The sequence below is a fragment of the Thioclava sp. ISO4 genome (assembly GCF_058105145.1).
On sequence record NZ_CM176571.1, the window covers coordinates 1,073,093 to 1,091,221 of the forward strand.

The window sequence follows — 18,129 nt, forward strand, 5'->3', positions numbered from 1 at the left end:
GTCAAATGCCTATATTCTTGAAGGTCTCAAGCATATCATAGATCGATGGGCCAACAAGAATGATCAGAAGGGGCGGCACGGTGAACATCATCGTGCCCAGCGTCATCTTGGTCGGGATCTTGTTGGCGGCTTCCTCGGCGCGCATGATCCGCTTGTCGCGCATATCGGCGGCATAGAGGCGCAGGGCTTCGGCGATCGAGGTGCCGAATTGCTGCGACTGGATCATCACGGTCACGAAGCTCGCGATATCCGGCACGCCCGAGCGTTCGCCGAAATTGCGCAGCACGGTCGATTTGTCGAGACCGGCCTTGATCTCATGCGCGACCATCGCGAATTCCTCCGACAGCGCCGGGTAGGATTTGTTCAGCTCTTTCGAGACCCGGATGATCCCCTGATCGAGCGATTGGCCTGCCTCGACGCAGACCAGAAGCATGTCGAGGGAGTCGGGGAAACCGTTCTGCATCTCGTCGGTGCGCGCATTCACGCGCTTGTTCACCCAGTATTTCGGGCCGTAATAGCCGACGCCGCCGGGGCCGAGCACCCACATCACCGTGCCCAGCATCCCCATCGCTTGCCCTTCGGGAGCGGAGGCATTGTAGAGCACGACATAGAGCGAGCCGAGCGCGAGCAGGCCGATGCCCGCCGCGAACTGGATCGCGTGGAAGGTGCGCACGGCATTCGGGCCGCGATAGCCCGCCGATTGCAGCCATTTGCGCGATTCTGAGAGTTCCTCGGCGTTTTGCGGCTCGAGGAAGGCTGAATATTTCTGCAGCTTGTCGCTCTGGGTGTCGCGCAGCTTCTGGTTGGTTTTGTCCGTGTTCCCGCCGGTGTTCTGGCGCGGCGGGCGCGGGGCTTTTCCGCGGATCTTGTCGAACGGGTCCTCGCGCTTCTTCAGGAGCGCTGGGACCGCGGCGAGCACCAGAAGCCCGCCAAGCGCCGCCAGAGCGATCATCGGGCCCATTGGCCCGAGCGCATCGGTCAGCATCTGGTTGATGGCTGCGAAATCCATTGGGCTCTCCTCAAACCTTGATGGTTGTCATGACCTTCATGAAGATCACGTTGGCGCCGAGTAGTAGGAACACCACGATGGCGGCCGGAATGAAGGCGGCAGTCGTTTTCACCTCGTCGTAGTAATCGGGCGAGACGACCTGAATGATCACCATCACGATGACAGGGAAGGCCGACAGGAAGATACCCGACCAGCGCGGCTCTGCGGTGATCGCCTTCACGCGGCGGAACAGCCGGAAGCGCGAGCGGATGACTTTCGACAGGCCTTCGAGAACTTCGGCAAGGTTGCCGCCCGAGGTCTGCTGGATCGACACGGCGACCGCGAGGAAGCGCAGATCCTGCATATCGAGACGTTCGGCCATTTCCGAGATCGCCTCGGCCACGTTGCGCCCATAGGCCGCCTCGTCGGCGATGATGCCGAACTCGGTGCCCATCGGATCGGGGATTTCGCGCGCGACCGCCTGGATCGCGGAGGCCAGGGGGTGGCCGACGCGCAAGCTGCGCACCATCAGTTCCACCGCGTCGGGAAGTTGCTCCTCCATCAGCGCCATGCGCTTCTTGGCCTTCGAGGAGACCCAGAAGAACACCCCGCCCACGCCCATGAAGAGCGCGAGGAAGAGGCGGATGAAGAGGCCCGCCTGCGAGCTCAGCGTCAGGGCCATGAAGGACGCGAAACAGGCGAAGGCCATGATGCCGATCAGCGCCATCGGCGAGAAGGCGATATTGCCCTTCTGCGCCTTTTCGGCCAGCAGCGAATAGAGCGGGATCGAGCGCGCGTCGCTGTGCTGCGTCGCTTCCTTGCGCAGACGTTCCAGCACCTCTTCGCGCCGTTCGCCCTTGTTGAGCATCTCCAGGCGTCGATTGACCCGTTTGTTGAGCGAGATCGATTTACCGAAGAACAGCAGATAGACGCCTTCGACAAGCAGCAGCACTGCGACGAAGATCAGCAGGTAGATAATGGGGGTCGCCATGGCGGGGTGTCCTTAGTCCTGCACGGGTTCGTAGATCGAAGCCGGCAGGTCGTAGCCCCATTGCCGGAACCGATCGGAATAGTGAGAGCGCACGCCGGTCGCGGTGAAGCGGCCGATGATCTTGCCGTCGGGCGCGAGGCCGAGACGCTCGTAGCGGAAGACTTCCTGCATCGAGATCACGTCGCCTTCCATGCCGGTGATTTCCGTCACCGAGACCATGCGGCGCGAGCCGTCCTGCAGGCGCGAGGCCTGCACGATCAGGTTCACAGCCGATGCGATCTGGCTGCGCATCGCCTTCATCGGCATCTCGATGCCCGACATCGAGATCATGTTCTCCAGACGCGCCACGCCGTCACGGGCGGAGTTCGCGTGGATCGTTGTCATCGACCCGTCGTGGCCGGTGTTCATGGCCTGCAACATGTCGATCACTTCCTCGCCGCGCGTTTCGCCGACGATGATACGGTCGGGACGCATCCGCAGCGCGTTCCTGAGACAGTCGCGCTGGGTGACCGCGCCCTTGCCTTCGACGTTCGGGGGACGGCTTTCCATCCGGCCCACATGGGTCTGTTGCAGCTGAAGTTCGGCCGTGTCCTCGATCGTCAGAATGCGCTCGGAGTTGTCGATGAAGGACGACAGCGCGTTGAGCGTGGTCGTCTTACCCGAACCCGTACCGCCCGAGACGATCACGTTGAGACGCGTCGCGACGGCGGCTTGCAGATAGGCCGCGATTTCCTCGGTGAAGGCGCCGTAATTGACGAGATCGTCGATCCCGAGCTTGTCCTTCTTGAACTTACGAATGGAGACGAGCGAGCCGTCCACCGCGATCGGCGGCACCATCGCGTTGAAGCGCGAGCCATCGGCGAGACGGGCGTCCACGTAAGGGTTGGATTCATCGACGCGACGACCCACGGCCGACACGATCTTGTCGATGATGCGCAGCAGGTGGCGCTCGTCCTTGAAGGTGATGTCGCTCAGTTCGAGCTTACCATCGCGTTCGATGAAGATCTGCTGCGGGCCGTTCACCAGAATATCGTTGACGGTCTCGTCCTTGAGCAGCGGCTCGAGCGGGCCGAGGCCCATGACCTCGTCATACAGCTCCTGCTGCAGCGCCTGGCGGTCCTGCGCGTTCAGCGCGACCGAAAGCTCCGTCATCGCCTCGGCAGTGATGTCGGCGATCTCCGCGCGCAGCTCGCGTTCCGAGGCGTGCTCGAGCGCGGCGAGGTTCAGGTTCTCCAGCAGGCGCTTGTGCAGCTCCACCTTGAGTTCCTGAAGGCGCTGCTTGCGCTTCTTTTCCTTGTCGGCGGCCACCGGGTCGGCGGCGACCTTCTGGGGGGCCAACTTGCGATGTACCTGCGTCTTCGGCGCAGCGTCGATCGGCGGCGGCTTGGCGGCACCGGGCGCGGGCGGCGGGGGGGCGGCCTTGCCGTTGGTGGGCTTTGCCCCGTCTTTCTTGTAGCGCGAAAACATCTGGACGTGTCCTTTCGGGTCAGGCGGCCGCTTCGACGGCTTCGTTCAGCTCCACCAGCGAGCCGGCGAGCTTCTGGAATTCCTTGCGCAGCGGCACTTTCGGCGCCGAGAGCGCCAGCGGGAGCCCGTGGTCGTTGGCCTGCGTGATCTGCTTGCCGCCATCGCTCATCAGCAGTTCGAGCGAGATATCGAGGCTCTCGGCCAGTCGCTTCACGCGCGCCTTGCCGTTCAGATCGGTGAATTTCGGCGCGCGGTTGAGCACGTAGCGCAGCTTCTCGGTCGGCAGCCCTTCGGATTTCAGCGCACGCTGCATCCGCAGCACGTTCTGGGCCGAGCGCATGTCCAGCTCGATCAGCGCGAAGTAGAGATGCGCCTTGTTCAGCACCGTCTCGGTCCAGCTGACCACGGTCGAGGGCATGTCGATCACGACGAAATCGTAATGCGCGCGCGCCATGTCGATCAGGCGCTCCAGATCCTCGCCGCTCAGCAGATCGAGCGGCAGCATGTCGGTCGGCGCGGTCAGCACATCGAGCTTGTCGTTGAAGCTGAGCATCGCCTGCCGGAAGGTTTCCTTATCCATATGCTCGGTATCGGCGAGCATCTCGTAGATCACCTCGCGGCGCGGCAGGTCGAGATAGGTCGCCGCAGCGCCGAATTGCAGATCGAGATCGAGCAGGCAGACTTTCGGCGAGGTCGAAGGATCTTTTTTCTTCTTCTTGCCGTCATGGATCGTCGCCATTTCCCAGGCGAGGTTCACCGCGAAGGTGCTGGCCCCGACACCGCCGGACAGGCCGTGGACCGGAAGAACGACACCGTCATGATTGCCGCTCGCCGAGAATGTCGGGGCGTTCATGTTGGGTGCCATCTCGGGCGGCGGCGCGGCTTGGCCCAGACGCTCGATCGCGTCATGGAGCGCGCCTTCGGGAAGCGGGTAGGGGACGAAATCATCGGCCCCCAGACGCAGCAGTTGATGCAGCGCGATCGGGCTGACCTCGTCGGCGATCAGGATGACGCGAATATTGCGGTCCTTTGCCTCGGTGATGATGCCGGAGATCTTGGTCAGCTCGTCCTCGTCTTCGCCATCCACGGCGATCGCGATGAACTCGAGCTGTTCCGCGTCGGGTTGGCTCAGGAAGATTACCGCTTCATCAAAGGTCAGGTCGCCCCAGCTTTCACCAAGCTCGGTCTCCATATCCTCGATCAGCAGGTCGAAGTTCGACACATCGCGGGACACGGTGCAGGCCTGAATCGGGGCCGGCTCCGAAGTCATGATAGCTGCTGCAGTCATTGCCTCTGTCCTCTTTTTCGTGACCCGCGGCGGTGTTCCGTTAACTCTGTTGATACACCGCGGACCGGACGCGACTCGCTGGACGCGCCTATTCCGTCGAGGATCAATCTCGGTTCCAATCTGGGCGACATTGGGGCCAGACTGTTTCAATTGTGGGATAAAGGGAGACGATAAAGAAAAACGGCGGGCTTTGTTGAAAGCGCCCGCCGTCAAAAGATGTTCTCTGCCGCAAATTGCGACGAGGTTAGTAATTTCAGAAGTTTAGTTGCCGCCGCCGCCGCCACTGCCGCTGGTGTTGGCGGTTGCCGAGGTGATGTAGTCGCGATAGATCACCGCCGCATACTTGCCGTCGAGCAGCATCGGTTTGCCCTTGGTCACGAAGCCCGAGACCTCGGTGACGGTGCGACGATTCTGTTCGTTCGGGGCTTGGGTGTAGACCAGCGGATGCGTTTCACCGTAGGACACGAGCGCCTCGAGTCGCGAGCGGGAGATGCCCTGCGAGACGAGGAAATTCACCACCGCCCGCGCGCGGCGCAGCCCCAGAGCCTTGTTGTAAGCGTTGGAGCCGACGAGGTCGGTATGTCCGTAGACGCGGAAGCGCACTTCCGGGTTCTGCCGGATCCAGTTCGCCTGCTGCGACAGCGCATTGCGCGCCTGCGCATCGAGAACCGAAGAGTTGAAGGCGAAATGCACCGTGTTCGGCACGTCGGCGGCGAATTTGCGCGTCATATTGATGACGTAGCTTTTGTCGCCGCTCATCATTGCCTGATTCTGTGCGATGGCGGAGCCGAAGCCCAGCGATCCTTCCGCGGTCGAGCCGACCTCAGAGTTGAAGGTCTGGGTGCCTTCGGTGCAGCCAGCCACCACAGCCATGGTGCCGATGGTGATCGCGAGAGTGCGTAGTTTCATGTTCTCTGCCATCTCGCTCACTCCATCACATAGCCATAGGAGCCGGAGAAGTCCTGCTTGGCGACTTCTGCAGCAGGGCCTTTCTGCGGCGCTTTGCCGCCCGAGGTTCTGCCGTGAAGGAACAGCTCGGACTCGGTTGGCGGCTTCAGGCGATCTGTCGGCAGCGCCAGCGTGTCACCCTTGACGGGCGAGACAAGATGCGGCGTGACGATGATCACGAGTTCGGATTGTTTGCGTTCGAATTCGGTCGAGCGGAACAGCGCGCCGAGCACCGGAACGTCGCCGAGCCACGGAATCTGGCCCACGGAATCGTTGAAGTCGTCCTGAAGCAGGCCCGCGATCGCGAAGCTTTCGCCGTCGCGCATCTCGACCGTGGTCGAGGTCGAGCGCTTCTTGAAGGCGCTGACGTTGAACGTACCGCTCGTGTAGCCGTTGGCCGTGTCGATCGAGGAGACCGAGGCGGCGATGTCGAGGTTGATCACGTCGCCGTCCACCACGCGCGGCGTGAAGGACATCTCGACGCCAAAGGGTTTGTACTGGATCGAGACATCGCCGTCGTTGAGAACCGGGATCGGATATTCGCCACCGGCCAGGAAGTCTGCCGACTGGCCCGAAAGTGCGGTCAGGTTCGGTTCCGCGAGGGTGCGCACGACGCCTTTGTTTTCAAGGGCCTGGATCAGCACGCCCAGCTGGAACGTGCCGCGGGTGAGGCCGAGGCCGATCCCGTTGTCGTAGGTGCCGGTGCGCGCAGTCGTTTCGTCAAGATTGATGCCGCCGTAGCCTCCGGCCTGCCCGTACGTTCCGCGAGGCCCAACCCCGGCATTGATCGATGAGCTGAGGCTTTTGGCGACCGAGCGCTGCATCTCGGCGAAGCGCACTTTCAGCATCACCTGCTGCGTGCCGCCAACCATCATCAGGTTCGACACCCGGTCCGGCGCATAGCGATTGGCGAGTTCCAGCGCGCGGCTGAGTTTCTGCGCCGAAGAGACCGTGCCCGAAAGGACGATCCCGTCATTCGCGGTGCGGACCTGGATGTTCTCGCCCGGTAGGATCTGCTTGAGACGTTCCTTGAACTCCGCGAGGTCCGGCGTCACCTGAACGTCGACATTCGACACCAGCTTGCCGTCGGCACCAAGAATCGTCAGCGTCGTCCGGCCCGGCACCTTGCCCAGCACGTAGATCGAGCGATCCGAAAGGGTCTGGATGTCCGCGATGCCGGGGTTGGCGATCGAGAGTTCCGAAAACGGCGTGTCGCTTTCCACGACCACCGCGCGGTTCAACGGAACCGTCAGCGGAGCTTGAGTCGCCCCGGACAGAATCCGCAACGTGTCTGCTTGCACCGGGCTCATCGCCGCGACGTTCAGCGCCATGCCGCATAGGCAGGCCTGCATTAAGGTTTTCAATTTCATCTGTGACCCTGCCTCTCCGATCACGCCACTCGCAAATCTTATGTCTGCTTAGGGACTGTTTTGGTCCATTATTGCAAAAGAGAATGCGCCAAGACCTGTTTTTTTGCAAGAATCAATGGATTGAGCGCCGTTCTTGATGTGGATAAACGGTCACATGTGAAAGCGGGGCCCCGAAGGACCCCGCGCAAATGACTGATATCTGTCATTTATTTAGTTGGTGCAGGGGATCGGCGTCTCTATGACTTCCGTGCCCTTGCGCGTCTTGACCGTGCAGACCTCCGCCTTCTCGACCTTCTTGGCCTCTTGCTTCTGGATGCCGAGCAACTCGTCCCGGTTGATTTCGATCTGGCCGAGCTGCGCGCTGTTCTCGAGGCCGACGAGCGAGAGGGTGAGGCGACCGGTGTTCTGAGCGAGCGTCAGGGCCGCAACTTGTTCGGGGCTGACTTCGGCCGTGACAGAACGCGCGATCTGCGTGGCGCTGCTGCGGTCGGGATTAGTGCTCTGATCGATCGCTATCAGTTTCAGATTGCTGTCGATCAGCTTGGTCACAGGCTCGCCGTCGATCTGGCCGGACCAATAGACATCGACCAGATCTCCCGGGCGCAGGAAACCTGACACGGCTGAGCTCGACGAGACTTGGATGGTAAATGCGCGACGACCGTCAGGGAGGCTGGCCATGATGCCCGCGTTCTCGCCTGGTTGGGTGACGCGCGTCGCAAGCACGACCTCACGCGGGGATATGGACCGCATGGAGGCGCGCTGACGCGTTTCTCCTTCTAGGAATGCCGCGGTTTCGGCGTCTTCGGTGCCAGCTTTGGCCGTGATCGTGCGGAATGCATCTTTTGGAACGGCATTGGCTTGCATCTTTATTACGACGAGGTCTTCGGGCCCGAAATGCTCGCCATATTTGAGCGGCTTACGCGCAACGACGACATCTGCCAGTTTCGGTGCGTTTTTCTGCATTTCAGCCAACTGATCGCGTTCCGCTTGGAACTGTGAGATTTGTCCCTGCGCCATCATCACGGCGACACCAGCGAGGCCGACGCCAGCCACGAGGAAAACAACAAAAATCAGTCGCATCGCTTCATCCTTCTGTTTTTTGATCGGCGACAATCCTACGATCAACGCTGTTTATTGCAGGCCAAAGTGGCGAAATGTAGGCGTATTCGAAGTCTTGCTGTGGAAGTGGCGGTTAAAGTTCATCTTCTGCGAAGACAGTTTTGACTTCTTGCCTGTCAACGAATGTCGCAATCTTTCCGGAAACTTCGGCGGTTTGTTGCCAGATCAGGATGGTCGCGATGAAGCCGAACGAGACGACCGCCGAAACCAAAACCACCCAATCCACAGTAACGGCGCCATCTTCCTCTCGGAATATGCGCGCTGCTTTTGAGGCATGTCTCATGTCCTGTTCCGCTTTCCAAAGAAAAGGTTTCGGGCGCAACGCTATCCGCGACGGTTTCCACGCCCCTTAAAATGAAGGGCCGCCCGATTTTCGAGCGGCCCAACTCTTGAAGTGGCTGACTAGGCTCACTTGCCGTCGTCGGTGAAGCCGGATTCGGCGGCAGTGAAGTTCTCGGAGACTTCGGCGCCGTCAAGGTAGGTTGCGATCTTGCCGCTGAGTTCGCCCGTCTGGGTGCGGATCAGCGCCATTGCAGCAGCGCCGAGGCCGACGACAGCAGCGGTCAGCACAACCCAGTCAACGGTCACAGCGCCGTCTTCTTCGTCGTGGAACTTCTTGATTTTGAAAAACTTCATCATGGTGTCTCTCCTTAGGTTTGTCTCTGCCCCGCAATCTCGGTTGGCGTCCGTGCCGGTTTCCGTCTCGCGGTATGGGGACATATGGCCCCCGGAACGTGGCGCGATTTGGGCGCATCGCAGGCGATTTCGCGAAAACGAAAATTGCGGCTGATGAATCCGCTAAGTCATTGTTAATTAACGAAACAAAAATCTAACTTTTTGTGAGATTTGCATTTTGCGTCCGAATTTCGGCTGTCGGACCACGAATCGTCGGCCTGAAAAGGGCGGATTTTCTGGAATTTTTCCGGGTTTTCAGGGATAGTCTGGCTAAAGCGGCCCTCGAGAGCCGCGTGAGGCAGTGAGCAGGTGGCGCAGATGCGCAAGGTTTTCGCAGGGATTCTCTGCAGTGCGATGGTGGCCGTGGTCGCGCCCGTGGGGGCCGAGCCTGCGGCTCCCGTCTTCAAGAGCGTTAAGCCGAAGACGGTCAAGCCGCCTGCGCCCGGCACCAAACGCTTCATCACGATCCAGATCGACCCCGAGGAACAGAAGCGCCAGCTTGCCGCGATGGCGAAGCAGCCTTGGGAGCCGGAAACGGCGCCTGCCAAAGAGGACAGCGCGACGGGCGATGCAGCGGCGTCCACACCAACGCCTGCGCATTACGCATGGTACTGGAAAAAGGTCTCGCCGCGGCTTGGAGAGCGGGCGGGTCGGTTCGATCAGGCGATCTCCGCGCTGTCGCAGGGACCGAATGGCACAAGGGTGCGCGAGCCGCGCCTCAACGATCTGGCGAAGATCGCGCGCACGCATGGCACCGATATCCTGCGTTCTACCATCGGGACAGAGGTCTCGCCTGCGCTGGTGCTGGCGATGATCGCGGTGGAATCGGGCGGACGGCACGATGTGCAAAGCCATGCAGGCGCCGTGGGGCTTATGCAGCTGATCCCGGCCACCGCCGAGCGGTTCGACGTCGAAGACAGCAAGGACCCTGCGCAGAACATCGCGGGCGGGGTGAGCTATCTCGACTGGCTGATGAAGGAATTCGACCGCGATCCGCTGATGGTGATCGCCGCCTATAACGCGGGCGAGAACGCGGTGAAGCGCAATGACGGCGTGCCGCCCTATGCGGAGACGCGCGACTACGTGCCGAAGGTGCTGGCGGCGTGGAACGTGGCGCGGGGGCTCTGTGCGACGCGTCCGCAGCTCGTGAGCGACGGTTGCGTCTTCCAGGTCACCCAAATGGCAAAGAGCGACCCCTGAGGGCCGCTCTTCACGTCTCTAGCCTATGGACGGCGATCAGTTGATGATCGTCGCCTCGGTCGCGGCACGGATCTCGTCTTCGGTGACGCCCTCGGCGCATTCAACGATTTTCAGCCCGCCCTCGACCACATCGAGCACACCGAGATTGGTGATGATGCGGTTGACGACGCCGGTGCCGGTCAGCGGCAGGGTGCATTCCTTCAGCAGCTTGCTGTCGCCATGCTTGTTGGTGTGGTCCATCACGACGATGACGCGCTTCACGCCCGCCACGAGGTCCATCGCGCCGCCCATGCCCTTCACCAGCTTGCCGGGGATCATCCAGTTCGCCAGATCGCCATTCTCGGCCACTTCCATGGCGCCGAGGATCGCCATCGCGATCTTGCCGCCGCGGATCATGCCGAAGCTCATCGAGCTGTCGAAGTAGACCGTGTTGGGCAGTTCGGTGATCGTCTGCTTGCCGGCGTTGATCAGGTCGGGATCCTCTTCGCCCTCATAGGGGAAGGGGCCCATGCCGAGCATGCCGTTCTCCGATTGCAGCGTGACGTGCACGCCCTCGGGGATGAAGTTCGGGACCAGCGTCGGGATGCCGATGCCGAGGTTCACATAGGTGCCGTCTTCAAGCTCCTGCGCCGCGCGGGCGGCCATCTGATTTCTATCCCATGCCATGGGTCAGGCCTCCTTCTTTTCGCGGGTGGTGACTTTCTCGATGCGCTTCTCGTGCTCACCCTGGATCAGGCGGTGCACGTAGATGCCGGGCAGGTGGATGCAGTCGGGGTCGAGCGAGCCCACGGGCACGATCTCTTCGACTTCCATCACGCAGACCTTGCCGCACATCGCCGCCGGCGGATTGAAGTTGCGCGCCGTCTTGCGGAAGATCGCATTTCCGGTCTCATCCGCTTTCCACGCCTTCACGATGGAGACGTCGGCGAAGATGCCCTCTTCGAGGATGTAGTGCTCGCCGTTGAATACCTTGACCTCTTTGCCTTCGGCGATCTGCGTGCCGTAGCCGGTCTTGGTGTAGAAGCCGGGGATGCCGTGGCCGGCGGCGCGCATGCGCTCTGCCAGCGTGCCCTGCGGGTTGAATTCCAGCTCGAGCTCGCCGCTCAGATACTGGCGCATGAATTCCGCGTTCTCGCCCACGTAGGACGACATCATCTTCTTGATCTGCTTGGTATCGAGCAGCTTGCCGAGGCCGAACCCGTCCACGCCGCAGTTGTTCGACGCGACCGTGATGTCCTTGACCTTGCTCTCGACCAGCGCGTCGATCAGCATTTCGGGGATGCCGCAAAGCCCGAAGCCCCCGGCCGCGATCAGCATTCCGTCGAAAAGAAGCCCGTCCAGGGCCTCTTCCGCGGAACCGTAAATCTTGTTCATGGATATCCTCCGCTCATGTGCGCGTGAAGATGACGCCGGGGCGGGGGGGAGTCAATTGCTGCGATGCGGCGAAGGCGGGTGCCAGGATCAACTTCACGCGTAAATAGACCGGGGGGAGGGGGCTCTGCCCCCCGTCGCCGTAGGGCGACAAGACCTCAGAGAGGGGGGGCTCTGCCCCCGCGCTGTCGCGCTCCCCCGGGATATTTTGATCGAGAAGAAAGAAGTGGGGCGCGGGCGCCTCACTTCTCGTCGGTCTTCTTGGTCGCCGTCTTTTTCGCCGCTGTCTTCTTGGGGGCGGCTTTCTTCTTCGTGCCGCCCTTCTTCGCCGCTTTGGCCTCGATCAACGGAAGCGCGTCTTCGAGGGTGACGGATTCCGGTTCCAGCTCTTTCGGCAGGGTCGCGTTGATCTTGCCCCATTTGACGTAAGGCCCGTAGCGCCCCGGCATGACCGCGATCGGGCCGCCCTCGGGGTGTTCGCCCAGCTCCTTGAGCGGCTTCGCGGCTGCACCCCGCCCGCCTTTGGCGGCTTTTTGAGCGATGACTTCCACGGCGCGGTTCATGCCGATGGTGAAGACCTCGTCGACCTCTGGGAGGTTCGCGTAGATCCGGCCCTTCTTGACGTAGGGCCCGTAGCGCCCGATCCCGGCTTCGACCAGCTCGCCATCTTCCGGGTGCGGGCCGATCTCGCGCGGCAGGCTCAAGAGAAGCAGCGCTTTCTCGAGGTCGATCTCTTCGGGTTTCCAGCCCTTGGGCAGCGAGGCGCGCGGCGGCTTGGGCACATCCTCGGTCGGCTCGCCCTTCTGGACGTAGGGGCCGAAACGACCGACGCGCAGCGTGATGGCCTGATCCTCGTCATAGCCCAGCACCTTACCGTCGAGCGCCTGCACCTCGTCATCGCAATCGGGCGCGGACAGAGGTCGGGTGAAGCGGCATTCGGGATAGTTGCCGCAGCCGATGAAGGCCCCGCCGGAGCGCGCGGTCTTCAGATGCAGCTTGCCACTGCCGCAAAGCGGGCAGATGCGCGGGTCGGACCCGTCGGGGCGCGGCGGATAGAGATGGGGGCTGAGAACCTCGTCGATCTTGTCGAGAACTTCCGAGATGCGCAGCTCCGACGTCTCTTCCAGAGCCGCCGAGAAATCGCGCCAGAACCGCTTGAGCACTTCCTTATAGTCGCGATCGCCCGCCGAGATATCGTCGAGCTGATCTTCCAGATCGGCGGTGAAATCGTATTCCACGTAGCGCTTGAAGTAATTCGACAGGAAGGCCGTCACCAGCCGCCCGGTATCCTCGGGCATCAGACGGTTCTTGTCCTTGCGCACATAGCCGCGGTCCTGAATCGTTGTGACGATCGAGGCGTAGGTGGACGGGCGCCCGATGCCGAGCTCTTCCATCCGTTTGACCAGCGTCGCCTCGGTGTAGCGCGGCGGCGGTTGGGTGAAGTGCTGCTCGGGCGTGATGTCGCCCTTCTTGGCCTCTTCGCCCTCGTGGATCTGCGGCAGGCGGTTGCTGTCCTCGCCCTCGTCATCGTCGCGGCCCTGATCGTAGACTTTCAGAAAGCCGTCGAACACGACGACGGAGCCGGTCGCGCGCAGTTCGACCTGTTCGTCGCCGGAGCCGACGAGAACGGTCGTGCGCTCGAACCGAGCCGCTTCCATTTGCGACGCGATCGTGCGCTTCCAGATCAGGTCATACAGCTTCCACTGATCGTCGGAGAGCTTCAGCTTGTCGGGCGATTTCGACATATCCGTCGGGCGGATACATTCGTGCGCTTCCTGCGCGTTCTTCGCCTTGTTCTTGTACATGCGCGGAGATTTCGGGACGTAACTGTCGCCGAACTTGTCCTTGATCGCATCGCGCGCCTGCATCACAGCCTCGGGGGCCATGTCGATGCCGTCGGTCCGCATATAGGTGATGTGACCGGCTTCATAGAGACGCTGCGCCGCCGACATCGTGGCCCGCGCGCCGAAGCCGAACTTGCGGCTGGCTTCCTGCTGCAGCGTCGAGGTCATGAAAGGCGGGTAGGGGTTGCGATTGGCGGGTTTCGCCTCGACCGAGGTCACGCTGAGATCGCGCGAGGTGATCGCCTGCACCGCCATCTCGGCCGCGGTCTCGTTCTCGAGGTCGTATTTCTCGAGCTTCTTGCCGCCCAGAACCGACAGGCGCGCCTCGTATTCCTGACCGCGCGGCGTCGTCAGGATCACCTTCACCGTCCAGTATTCGCGCGGCTTGAAGGCTTCGATCTCCATCTCGCGCTCGACGATGAGACGCAGGCAGACCGACTGCACGCGGCCCGCCGATTTCGCGCCGGGCAGCTTGCGCCACAGGACCGGCGAGAGGTTGAAGCCCACGAGATAGTCGAGCGCGCGGCGGGCCAGATAGGCCTCGACCAGCGGGGCATCGACATCGCGCGGATGCTTCATCGCTTCCTGGATCGCAGTCTTGGTGATCGCGTTGAAGGTGACGCGGGAGACGTTCTTGCCCTTGAGCTTCTTCTCCAACGCTTCCTGCAGGTGCCACGAAATCGCTTCGCCTTCGCGATCGGGGTCAGTTGCGAGGATCAGCGTGTCGTCGTCTTTCAGCGCGTCGGTGATCGCCTTGATGTGCTTTTTCGAGTCGCTCGCGACTTCCCATTTCATCTCGAAATCGTGCTCGGGATCGACCGAGCCGTCTTTCGGAGGCAGGTCGCGGACGTGGCCGAAGGAGGCGAGAACGGTGTAGTCAGACCCTAGATATTTGTTGATCGTCTTGGCCTTGGCAGGGGATTCGACGACAACAACAGCCATAAGGTCCTCACTATTCAGTGCAAAAAGGGTCTGGGCGCGGAACATGTGGGCGTTTGGGGCGAATTGTCAATGCGTCCTGACCCTGAGGTAATCCCGTCCCCCTCAGAGCGGACGGCTGATCCGACCGCCGCGATGCCGCTCGATCCGGCCCTCGATTTCGAGCGCGGTGAGGGCTTGCGAGAAGGCCGCGGCAGGCACGTCGAGATCGCGGATCACCTGATCCTCGGCGGTGGGGGAGGGGCCTAGCCGTTCGAGGATCTTTGCGCAGAGATCGCCGCTTTTCACGGCGCGGCGCGTTGGCGGAGGGTTTGGAGCAGGGCGCGGTTCGGGTGAGGCCGCGCGGGCGTTCAGCGCTGCCAGCACATCCTCGGACCCGCGCACCAAAGTCGCTCCGTCGCGGATCAGCGCATTGCAGCCGCCCGCGCGCCCGTCCATCGGATGGCCTGGCACGGCCATCACCTCGCGCCCCTGATCGAGCGCGTCGCGTGCAGTAATCAGGCTGCCCGATTTCAGCGCCGCCTCGACCACGACGACGCCTGCGCTGAGCCCCGAGATGATCCGGTTGCGCGCGGGGAAGTGGCGCGCCTGCGGCTGGGTGCCGGGTGGGGCTTCGGTCAGCCGCAGCCCGGTCTCGGCCATTTGCTGGGCAAGCGCTGTATTCTCCTGCGGGTAGATCACATCGATCCCGCCCGCCTGCACCGCGATCGTGCCCGTGGGCAGCGCCGCTTCGTGGGCGGCGGCGTCGATCCCGCGCGCCAGCCCGGAGACCACGCAGATGCCTGCCGCGCCCAGACCTTCGCTCAACCGCTTCGCCATGCGCAGCCCCAGCGAAGAAGCATTGCGCGCGCCGACCAGCGCGATCATCTGGCGGGTGAGCAATTCCAGCTGGCCAAGCGCCCAGAGCACGGGCGGTGCGTCGTCAATCTCGGCAAGTGCTGAGGGATAGCCCGGCCCGCCATGGATCAACAGCCGCGCGCCGGCGGCCTTGCCCGCCTTGAGCTCGGCACGGGCCTGTTCCTCGGGGCAGGGAGTGTAATCGGCGACACCCGCCGCGCGGGCCACTTCGGGCAGGGCCGCGAGCGCTGCCGACGCGGAGCCATGTTCGCCGATCAATCTGTGGAAGGTTGTGGGCCCGACACGTCGGGAACGAATGAGGCGAAGAACCGGCAGTTCATCTTCTTCCGTGGTGGGTGGGGTGAAGGGGGTGGGGTAAGAAAACAAATCTGTTTCCATCCGGCCCTCCGCCTCAATCGCCCGCCCTTTCTGCCGCGTTATTCTTAATAACTCGTTACCAAAACCCGTGTCGTAACGCGTTTGGGATAAATTTTTCACGTTTTAGTTGCAGATTTTCGGCGCCACCGATTTGCCGCTTGGGGCTGCGGGGGAGGCCTTGCCGGATCATCTCCCCCGCGCCCGTTGGCGAATCGTTTACGCGGCCGAGCCGCCCACGGTCAGGCCGCCGATCATCAGGGTCGGCTGGCCGACACCCACCGGCACCCATTGGCCCGCCTTGCCGCAATTGCCGATGCCGGGATCAAGCTCGAGGTCGTTGCCGATGGCGCGGATATGCTGCATCGCGGTCGGCCCGTCGCCGATCAGGGTCGCCCCGCGCACTGGTGCGCCGACGACGCCGTTCTTCACGCGGTAAGCTTCGGTGCAGTTGAAGACGAACTTTCCGTTGGTGATGTCGACCTGACCGCCGCCGAAGCCGACCGCATAGATGCCGTCCTTCAGATCGGCGAGGATCTCGCCCGGATCGGCATCGCCGCCCAGCATATAGGTGTTGGTCATCCGCGGCATCGGGGCATGGGCAAAGCTCTCGCGCCGCCCGTTTCCGGTGGCCTCCACGCCCATCAGGCGTGCGTTCTGGCGGTCCTGCATGTAGCCCACGAGCACGCCATCCTCGATCAACACGTTCTTGCCCGAGGGCGTGCCCTCGTCGTCGATCGTGATCGAACCGCGCCGGTCGGGGATCGTGCCGTCATCGAGCACGGTCACGCCTTTCGCCGCCACCTGCTGACCCATCAGCCCGGCGAAGGCCGAAGATTTCTTGCGGTTGAAGTCGCCTTCCAGCCCGTGCCCGACTGCTTCGTGCAACAGTACGCCCGGCCAGCCCGGGCCAAGCACCACATCCATCACGCCCGCAGGGGCAGGCTCGGCGCGCAGGTTTACCAGCGCGATGCGCAGCGCCTCGCGCGCGACCGGCTGCCAATGCGCGGGCTCGATCAGGCCCGACAGGCCGAACCGCCCGCCGCCGCCATGACCGCCGGACTCGCGGCGTCCGTTCTCTTCCACGATGACCGAGATGTTGATCCGCGCCATCGGGCGGATATCCGAGACCAGCCCGCCCTCGGGGCGCAGGATGAACACTTCCTGCAGGCTCGCCGCCATCGAGGCCGAGACCTGCACGACGCGCGGGTCGAGGTCGCGGGCGAAGGCGTCGATCTCGCGCAGGATGTCGATCTTCGCGGCGAAGGGTGTGTCCGAGACGGGATCGGTATCACTATAAAGATGCAAATTCGTGCCCTTGGGCGGGGGCGCCATCGTGCCGCCGCCATCGCCCACGGCCAGCCGCGCCGTCTCTGTCGCCCGCTTCAGCGCGGCTTCGGAAATCTCGGTCGAATGGGCATAGCCCGCGACATCGCCTTTCACCGCGCGCAGCCCGAATCCTTCGGAGGCGTCGTATGAGGCGGTTTTCACCCGGCCATCGTCGAAGACCAGCGCCTCGGACCGGCGCTGTTCGAGAAACAGCTCGCCATCCTCGGCCCCTGCTGTCGCTTCACGCAGCAGATGCAGCGCGCGATCCTGGTCGAGCTTGTCCTCGAAAGGGGCGAAACGGTCGGGCTTGGTCATCTGGACTCCTGCTAGGGCGATCAATTTTGACAAAATGTCGCAGCTTTTGCTTGCGCCACCCTCCCAATATGATTTTAAAGTGAGAACACGCAACGGTGAACGGTTTGGGAGATCCGAACGCCGTCGGGCGGCAGGGAGAAACGCCGCCAAAAGGGAGACATGGGACTTATGCGCTTTGCAAGCAAGGGCCGCGGCATCGCGGCCACTGTCACGTCGGCTGTTATGTTGACGCTCGTCGCCGGGCAGGCCTCGGCTCAGGACATGATCAAGGGGCTGCCGGTGATCGGTAAGCCGCATCTGGGCGGCACGGGGTTCCAGCCCGCGTCCTCGAACCTCGCGGAGGATCAGCAATGGCTGGACCATATGCTGCTGGTGATCATCGCCGCGATCTGCGTTTTCGTGTTCGCGCTGATCATCTACGCGATCCTGCGCTTCAACAGCCGCAGCAATCCGACGCCGCGCAGCTTCACCCATAATACGCCGCTCGAGATCACCTGGACCTTCGTGCCGATCGTGATCCTCGTGGCGATCGGGGCGTTTTCGTTGCCCGCGCTTTGGAATCAGCAGGAAATCCCGGAAGGCGATATCACCGTTAAGGTGACCGGCTACCAGTGGTACTGGGGCTACGAATACCCCGATGAGGGCGTGGCGTTCGATTCGCTGATGCTGGCGAAAGACGAGCTTGCAGATCATGGCTATGCGCCCGACGAATATCTGCTGGCAGCCGACAACGCGATGGTGGTGCCCGCGGGCAAGACGATCGTCGTGCAAGTCACTGGCGCAGACGTGATTCACAGCTGGACCGTGCCCGCCTTCGCCGTGAAGCAGGACGCCGTGCCGGGCCGGATCGCGCAATTGTGGTTTAAGGCCGATCAAGAAGGTGTGTATTTCGGCCAGTGTTCGGAGCTTTGCGGCACCAATCACGCTTATATGCCCATCGTGGTCAAAGTTGTCTCACCGGAAGTTTACGCTAACTGGCTTGAGCGTGCGAAGAATGACTTCGCCTCGGTCGAGACGGATGGCGCGGTTCGGGTCGCACAGAACTGAATTCATTGTGCGATAACACCCGAGGG

General features: G+C 62.4%; 16 protein-coding genes. 2 read left to right on the forward strand and 14 right to left on the reverse strand.

Annotated features, from left to right (window positions below):
- Position 1: 1 nt before the first annotated feature.
- From AC2TZ7_RS05455 to AC2TZ7_RS05495, 9 genes are all read right to left on the reverse strand, one after another.
- Positions 2–1,009 carry a type II secretion system F family protein gene (locus tag AC2TZ7_RS05455; RefSeq protein WP_098409897.1) on the reverse strand — a complete coding sequence of 336 codons (1,008 nt, stop codon included), beginning with the start codon at positions 1,007–1,009 and terminating at the stop codon, positions 2–4.
- A gap of 10 nt (positions 1,010–1,019) precedes the next feature.
- Positions 1,020–1,979, reverse strand: coding sequence for a type II secretion system F family protein (locus AC2TZ7_RS05460; protein WP_098409898.1), 960 nt, complete (start codon positions 1,977–1,979; stop codon positions 1,020–1,022).
- Between the two features lie 12 nt (positions 1,980–1,991).
- On the reverse strand, positions 1,992–3,446 hold the full coding sequence (locus AC2TZ7_RS05465; protein ID WP_098409899.1) for a TadA family conjugal transfer-associated ATPase: 1,455 nt from the start codon (positions 3,444–3,446) through the stop codon (positions 1,992–1,994).
- A gap of 19 nt (positions 3,447–3,465) precedes the next feature.
- The gene (locus tag AC2TZ7_RS05470; protein ID WP_098409900.1) at positions 3,466–4,734 is read right to left on the reverse strand and encodes a CpaE/TadZ family protein; all 1,269 of its coding nucleotides are present in this window, start codon (positions 4,732–4,734) and stop codon (positions 3,466–3,468) included.
- A gap of 261 nt (positions 4,735–4,995) precedes the next feature.
- Positions 4,996–5,643, reverse strand: coding sequence for an OmpA family protein (locus tag AC2TZ7_RS05475; protein ID WP_489866164.1), 648 nt, complete (start codon positions 5,641–5,643; stop codon positions 4,996–4,998).
- Positions 5,644–5,660: 17 nt separating this feature from the next.
- The gene (locus tag AC2TZ7_RS05480) at positions 5,661–7,052 is read right to left on the reverse strand and encodes a type II and III secretion system protein family protein (RefSeq protein ID WP_489866165.1); all 1,392 of its coding nucleotides are present in this window, start codon (positions 7,050–7,052) and stop codon (positions 5,661–5,663) included.
- A gap of 210 nt (positions 7,053–7,262) precedes the next feature.
- On the reverse strand, positions 7,263–8,165 hold the full coding sequence (gene cpaB, locus AC2TZ7_RS05485; RefSeq protein WP_489866166.1) for a Flp pilus assembly protein CpaB: 903 nt from the start codon (positions 8,163–8,165) through the stop codon (positions 7,263–7,265).
- A 79-nt stretch (positions 8,166–8,244) separates the two neighbouring features.
- A complete protein-coding gene (locus AC2TZ7_RS05490; protein ID WP_489866167.1) occupies positions 8,245–8,454 on the reverse strand; it encodes a hypothetical protein in 210 nt (69 codons plus the stop codon).
- Between the two features lie 125 nt (positions 8,455–8,579).
- A complete protein-coding gene (locus AC2TZ7_RS05495) occupies positions 8,580–8,810 on the reverse strand; it encodes a hypothetical protein (RefSeq protein WP_274962983.1) in 231 nt (76 codons plus the stop codon).
- Between the two features lie 354 nt (positions 8,811–9,164).
- Between AC2TZ7_RS05495 and AC2TZ7_RS05500 the strand changes: the two genes are divergently transcribed.
- Positions 9,165–10,046 carry a lytic transglycosylase domain-containing protein gene (locus AC2TZ7_RS05500; RefSeq protein WP_489866168.1) on the forward strand — a complete coding sequence of 294 codons (882 nt, stop codon included), beginning with the start codon at positions 9,165–9,167 and terminating at the stop codon, positions 10,044–10,046.
- A 36-nt stretch (positions 10,047–10,082) separates the two neighbouring features.
- Here AC2TZ7_RS05500 and AC2TZ7_RS05505 read toward each other — a convergent pair whose 3' ends face one another.
- The 5 genes from AC2TZ7_RS05505 to tldD all read right to left on the reverse strand — a co-directional run bounded on the left by AC2TZ7_RS05505 (position 10,083) and on the right by tldD (position 17,056).
- Positions 10,083–10,712, reverse strand: coding sequence for a CoA transferase subunit B (locus AC2TZ7_RS05505; RefSeq protein WP_078602074.1), 630 nt, complete (start codon positions 10,710–10,712; stop codon positions 10,083–10,085).
- Positions 10,713–10,715: 3 nt separating this feature from the next.
- Positions 10,716–11,420, reverse strand: coding sequence for a CoA transferase subunit A (locus AC2TZ7_RS05510; RefSeq protein ID WP_078521876.1), 705 nt, complete (start codon positions 11,418–11,420; stop codon positions 10,716–10,718).
- A gap of 239 nt (positions 11,421–11,659) precedes the next feature.
- The gene (gene topA, locus AC2TZ7_RS05515) at positions 11,660–14,203 is read right to left on the reverse strand and encodes a type I DNA topoisomerase (protein WP_489866169.1); all 2,544 of its coding nucleotides are present in this window, start codon (positions 14,201–14,203) and stop codon (positions 11,660–11,662) included.
- A 102-nt stretch (positions 14,204–14,305) separates the two neighbouring features.
- Positions 14,306–15,436 (reverse strand): DNA-processing protein DprA, encoded by a 1,131-nt coding sequence (gene dprA, locus AC2TZ7_RS05520; protein ID WP_489866170.1) that lies wholly within the window; start codon positions 15,434–15,436, stop codon positions 14,306–14,308.
- A 195-nt stretch (positions 15,437–15,631) separates the two neighbouring features.
- Complete coding sequence (gene tldD, locus AC2TZ7_RS05525; protein ID WP_489866171.1) at positions 15,632–17,056, reverse strand: metalloprotease TldD; 1,425 nt, start codon at positions 17,054–17,056, stop codon at positions 15,632–15,634.
- A gap of 168 nt (positions 17,057–17,224) precedes the next feature.
- Here tldD and coxB point away from each other — a divergent pair, with 168 nt between their 5' ends.
- Positions 17,225–18,103 carry a cytochrome c oxidase subunit II gene (coxB, locus tag AC2TZ7_RS05530; RefSeq protein WP_489866172.1) on the forward strand — a complete coding sequence of 293 codons (879 nt, stop codon included), beginning with the start codon at positions 17,225–17,227 and terminating at the stop codon, positions 18,101–18,103.
- The last annotated feature ends 26 nt before the right edge of the window (positions 18,104–18,129 follow it).